The organism is Streptomyces sp. (genome assembly GCF_031178505.1).
Classification (GTDB): Bacteria; Actinomycetota; Actinomycetes; order Streptomycetales; family Streptomycetaceae; genus Streptomyces; species Streptomyces gulbargensis.
Window position 1 is genome coordinate 1 of record NZ_JAPSIW010000549.1, and the last position, 4,871, is coordinate 4,871.

Below are 4,871 nucleotides of genomic sequence, written 5' to 3' on the forward strand. Positions count from 1 at the left end.
AGCCGCAGCGGAAGTCCGGCCAGGTCCTCGAGGCGGACGGTCTCCCACGCGGCGAGGGGGTGGCCGGCGGGCAGGGCCACGAGGAGCGGGTCCCGCCAGAGCGGGAGCAGTTCGAGGCCGGGGGCGGCCGGCAGGGCCCGTACGAGAGCCGCGTCCAGTTCCCCGTCCCGTACGGCCGTGAGGCGTTCGGTGACCGGCAGACGGTTCAGCCGGACCCGCATGCCCGGTCCGGAGGCGGCGAGTTCGGCGAGGAGGCGGGGGATCCGGTCGCCGGGCGCGTGCACGGTGCCGAGCCGCAGCACCCCGTCCGCGCCGGCCACGATGTCGGCGGCGATCCGGGCGGTGCGGTCGGCGGCCGCGAGGACGGTGCGGGCCTCGGGGAGCAGGCGTTCCCCGGCGGCGGAGAGGTGGACGCGGCGGGTCGTCCGTTCGAAGAGGACCACGCCCAGTTCGCGTTCGAGCCGGCGGATCTGCTGGCTGACGGCGGACTGGACGATCGTCAGCCGCTCGGCGGCGGCGCCGAAGCCGCCCTCGTCGGCGACCGCCACGAAGTACCGCAGCTGTCTGAGCTCCATGGCCCGTCACCCTCCCGATTCATCGCGATCCGTGATCACTGTCTTCGCCAACCGCCGGTGGTACGGGGCTTCTTCCCGGGCTCGAATGGTGGCGAGTCCACGACAGGAGAGACCATGACCACGCCCCACCGCTCCCCCCGCCCCGGTACCGATGCCCCGCTGATCGTGCGGGCGGAGGACGCCGAACGGGTGCCGCTGCCGCACGGCGGCGCCTTCCTGCTCCTGGCCGACGCCTCGGACACCGGTGGCGCTCTCGGCGCCAACCGGCTGGCCCTCGGCCCCGGGGCGACGGGCGCCCGGCCGCACCACCACGCGCTGTCCACGGAGCTGTTCCTCGTCCTCGACGGGGCCCTGCGGTTCACCGGCGGGGGGCGCACCACCACCGTCACCGCCGGCGGGCTGATCTGCGTCCCGCCCGGTGTGCCGCACTCCTTCGGTGCCGCGCCGGACTCCCCCGCCGACCTGATCGCCGTCCTCACCCCGGGGATCGACCGCTTCGACTACTTCCGTGCCCTCGGACGGATCCAGCGCGGCGAGGAGTCCTTCGACAGCCTCCTGCCCGCGCAGGACCTGTACGACGTGCACTTCTCGCCGCCCCAGGGATAGGGGCCGTTCGTTCGGACCGGGCCGCACCGGGGAGAAGTGCCGCTTCAGCCGACCCGGACGCAACCGGGCCCTCGCCACCCGGCGCGGCGGACGCCCCGACCTCCACTCCCCCGCTGTCGCCCTCGGCGGCACCGGGGCCGGCGGGGCCTGAAATCCAGTCATCCCTGGACATGGCCGATTGCTGGCGCAATTCCGACTGCAAGCACGGTGGACATCTGCCCCCAATGACCCGGCGCCCCCTAACTCGCCGCTACAGCACCGATTTAGGACACTATCTCCCATTCATGGGTAACGTGGTGTCGCCGATCTGTCACGCATCATGAGGCATTCCGTGTGACCTGAATCACATCGCGGTCATGACCTGCGAGTGATATTTGCAATGTCGAACGCTCCTCGCACAGGAGCGACACACATCTCGACCTCCGTCAGATCGCCGTTGGCCGTGCCCTCCAGGCACAGGCGCCCTCCCTTGTCACGAAGGTCGACGGCGAACGTCGTGACCGCGCCGGACCGTTTCAGGCCGTGGATGCGCTCGTCGATGTAGCCGAGACCGTTCAGCACCTTCCTGACCTGGGCGGGGTCGGGCCGCTTGAGCCGGAGCACCGCCTCGGCCACGCGCTGTTCGTGCTGGACACCGGCGCACCAGTCACGGGCGTCGAGTTCCACTTCCGGGCCGGCCGTGGGGGCGACGGGCTCGACCGCTCCGCCCGGCGGCGGCTCCACCGTGGCACCGGGCGGCGGCTCGACCGGGGCGGTCGGCGCCTCGCCCTTCGGGGTGGCCGGTGCCTTCCGCTTCGCCCCCGGCGGGGGGCACTCTCGCGCCACCTCGTCCAGCATCTTGGTGAAGGCCGCGTCCTTCCTGGCCGAGACGGCATCGGCGGACCTGGTCGGCGCCCCGGGGGAATCGGGCCGCTCGGAGCCGCAGGCGGCCAGGGTCAGCGCGGCGAGGGCCGTCACCGCCAGGCGGCGCCGTCGGCGGCGCATTACGGGCTCAACTGCCATGATCCGGTGTCGGGTTCGCATCATGCGCCCAGTCTTGGGGCGGGCCGCACGCACCGCATGAGTACACGTACTCAACCTCCGGCGGTGACCGGAAATCTTCACTGCTGCAAGGAAGCGGAATCAACTACTGCCATATACAAGCCACTTGTGGCCGCAAACGCCACGGGTCTACGGTCCGCAGCGATCAAGCACCACACCTACGACACGAGGGGGGAACTCGTGCGCAAGACAGCCCTGCCTGTCCTTGCAGCGCTCTCCATGGCGTTGATGCTGCCGCAGCCGACCGCCGGAGCCGTTGTCATCGCGCAGCCGCAGGCCGCGGCCGCCACTGTCGATCCGCCGCTGGCCGACGGGGAGATCCAGCAGGTCGGTCCCGGCCTGTACTCCACCGCGGAGAAGTCCTTCGAGCTGTACGAGACCGATGTGGCCGAGGGCCTCATGGGCCGTACCCACACGGTGACCGAAGGCGCGGACGGAGTGGCCAGGCCGGAGTCGGCGCCCGCGACCCGTCCGGACCAGGGCGTCTTCGGCCCCGGCTGGGAGGCCGGGTTCCTCGGGGGTCAGCTCAACCGCAAGCTGGAGCAGCGGGCCGATTCCGTCGTGGTCACCGATCTCGACGCGAAGGTCTCCGTCACCTACGCGCTCAAGAGCAGCGTCGACTACCCGAGCGGCGGCGGCGTCAAGAAGTACGAGACCGCCGCCGGCGACAAGCTCACCGAGACCACCACGTACAACGAGGCGACCGGCACGCTGGTGACCACCGCGGTCGAGACCCTCGCCGCGGCCACCGGCACCCCGGACACCGACGTGACCGGCGACGCGGACGCCGGCGCGGCCGTCGGGGTCGCCGGCCTCACGGCCACCTACAACTGGAAGCAGGTCGCTCCGGGCACCGACAAGTGGCGTGTGACCAGCGTGGGCAACCTGGCGGACGGCGCCACCGCCACGGTCTCGTACGACACCAAGGGCCGGGTCGCCACGGTCAGCGAGCCCGCCACCGCCGACGCCCCGGCGCAGTCGGTGACGGTCAAGTACTCGACCGCCACGACGGCCACCGGCACGGCGCTCGGTGAGTACACGGGCCGGGCCAAGGAGATCACCCTCACGTCGGGTGCCACCACGCAGACGCTGGCGCGCTACTCCTACGACGCCTCGGGTCTGCTGCGCGGCGTGACCAACCCGGTCGAGGGCACCGACCCGGTCGCGTCGTACGCGTACGACACCGCGGGCCGTGTCTCCGACATCGCCTCCCCGTCCAGCGGTGAGTGGGACCTGACGTTCCCGGCCGAGTCGGCCGCCCCGAACGCCGCGCCCGTCGGCACCGACCTGCCGTCCGCCACCGAGCCCCTGCAGGGCCCGGCCGGTGACGGAACCGCGACCGCGCCCCCGGCCGCCGACTTCACCACCGGTGAGATCAACGACCCGCAGGCGTACCCGCGTTACTGCAACCGCGCCACCGAGTGGATGTGGTACCTCAACCGCGGCTGCGTCGCGTGGGCCGCGCACTACGGCTGGCACTGGCCGGTCTTCCGTTACACGCCGACCAAATTCCGCGTGGCGGGCATCCTCAACGACGGGTGCAGCACCCCCGGCCCGAACATCAGCCGCCCGGGTGGCTTCAACTTCCGCGCCGCGTGCGACACGCACGACTACGGCTACGGCCTGATCGGCAACACGTACAAGGGCTACAAGTACTACCTGGACCGCAGCAAGAAGTCGAACGTCGACAACGCCTTCTACGCCACGATGAAGACGCACAGCTGCAAGGCGTACAACATCCTCGTGCGCTGGCGGTGCAACTCCTACGCGTACGTCTACCTCAAGGCCGTGGCCTGGAAGGGCAACCCGAAGAACGGTGCCAACGCGACCTGATCACGCCTCCGCGCACCTTTCTGACGACGTACAGCGCGAGCTGACGTACAGCACGACCTCCTGACGGAGCACGCCCCTCGGGGCGTGAACGGGCCGGGCGGCGGACACCTCCCGCCACCCGGCCCGTTCCGCCGGGACCCCGTACCCCATCGCTCCTCCCCATCTCCCCGGGCTGTGCCGTGTCCGCGTCCGCCGATGCCTGGCCACGACACGCCCCCTGCTCACCGAGGCAACATGAAGAGAACCATCTGGGCGACGGTCGTCACCGCGCTGACGGCCGTGACCCTCGGCGCCGCGATACCGGCCCACGCCCTCACACCGTCGGGCACCACGTCGACAGCGGCCGAGGCCGCGACCGATCCGGTCGACCCGCCGCTCTACGACCGGACGGCGAGCGGCGGCAAGGTCCGCGTCAACGTCGTCACGGAGACCCTCGCGGATGTCGCCGACGCGGCGACCGCCGGCGAGAAGAAGCAGGAATTCGAGACCGTACCGGTGGTCACCCTCAAGGTGGACCGGGCCGGCCTCGACCAGCTCGCCGCGAAGCCGGGCGTGGTCAGCGTCACCGAGGACAAGGTGGAGCGGCCGACCCTGGACCAGAGCATTCCGCTCATCGGCGGTGACGACGCCCTCGCGGCCGGCAAGACCGGTACGGGCCAGACGATCGCCGTCCTGGACACCGGCGTCGAGGCCGGACACCCGTTCCTGAGGAACCGGGTCGTGGCCGAGGCCTGCTTCTCGCCGAGCGACGCCGAGAGCGGCATCGCCAGCCTGTGCCCGAACGGCGCCGACGCGCAGGAGGGCGCCGGTGCGGCC

Annotated in this window: 4 protein-coding genes and 1 pseudogene; 3 read left to right on the forward strand and 2 right to left on the reverse strand. The window is 71.4% G+C overall.

From position 1 onward, the window contains the following. Positions 1 to 575 (reverse strand): LysR family transcriptional regulator (locus RIF68_RS27465; protein ID WP_309053991.1); only part of this gene is annotated, 575 nt, incomplete at its 3' end. A gap of 114 nt (positions 576 to 689) precedes the next feature. Between RIF68_RS27465 and RIF68_RS27470 the strand changes: the two genes are divergently transcribed. Then, a complete protein-coding gene (locus RIF68_RS27470) occupies positions 690 to 1,181 on the forward strand; it encodes a cupin domain-containing protein (RefSeq protein WP_309053992.1) in 492 nt (163 codons plus the stop codon). Between the two features lie 354 nt (positions 1,182 to 1,535). On the opposite strand, the gene RIF68_RS27475 is transcribed toward RIF68_RS27470, so the two are convergent. Beyond that, positions 1,536 to 2,207: a hypothetical protein gene (locus RIF68_RS27475; protein WP_309053993.1), complete on the reverse strand. Its 672-nt coding sequence runs from the start codon at positions 2,205 to 2,207 to the stop codon at positions 1,536 to 1,538. Positions 2,208 to 2,402: 195 nt separating this feature from the next. Between RIF68_RS27475 and RIF68_RS27480 the strand changes: the two genes are divergently transcribed. Both RIF68_RS27480 and RIF68_RS27485 read left to right on the forward strand, forming a co-directional pair. Then, complete coding sequence (locus RIF68_RS27480; protein WP_309053994.1) at positions 2,403 to 4,055, forward strand: phospholipase A2; 1,653 nt, start codon at positions 2,403 to 2,405, stop codon at positions 4,053 to 4,055. A 234-nt stretch (positions 4,056 to 4,289) separates the two neighbouring features. Beyond that, positions 4,290 to 4,871, forward strand: a pseudogene (locus RIF68_RS27485) (hypothetical protein); the annotation flags it as partial.